This is a genomic window from Actinomadura chibensis NBRC 106107, from assembly GCF_001552135.1.
Classification (GTDB): Bacteria; Actinomycetota; Actinomycetes; order Streptosporangiales; family Streptosporangiaceae; genus Spirillospora; species Spirillospora chibensis.
On record NZ_BCQP01000013.1, the window covers coordinates 1 to 523 of the forward strand.

Here is a 523-nt window from a genome sequence, read left to right on the forward strand (position 1 = left end):
CCCGCCGCGCGGGCCTCGGCGAGGCAGCCCGCGAGCAGCCGCCGCTGCGCCGCCTGGAGCTCGCCGTCGGAGTCCTCGCGCAGGCCGCGCTGGCGGGCGAAGTCGCGGAGCAGGTCGTGCATCCGGTAGCGGCCGGGCCCGACGTCGTGGACGAGGTAGGCCTGCCGGAGGCCCTCCAGGCACTCGCTCGCCTCGGCGACGGTGCGGTCCTGGAGGGCGGCGAGGGCGGACGCGGTGAAGTCCGGGCCCGCGACCAGGCCGAGGCGGCGGAACGCCTCCCGCTGGTCGCGGCGCAGGCTGCGGTAGGCGACGTCGAACGTCGGGCTGAGCACCGCGTGCAGGCCGGGACCGGACGCGCCGTGCGCGGCGCCCTCGGCGAGGCCCGTCCCGGCGAGGCCCGCGCCGTAGGGCGGGGCGTCGCCGCCGTCCCGCGCGGCCAGCGCCCGGACGGTCGCCGCGATCGACTCGCCCGGGTTCTCCGCGAGCCGGCCCGCCATGACGCCGAGCGCCAGCGGCAGGGGGG

Annotated in this window: 1 pseudogene; it reads right to left on the bottom strand. The window is 80.5% G+C overall.

Going from position 1 to position 523, the window contains the following annotated elements:
- A pseudogene (locus ACH01S_RS44340) lies at positions 1-523 on the bottom strand (hypothetical protein); the annotation flags it as partial.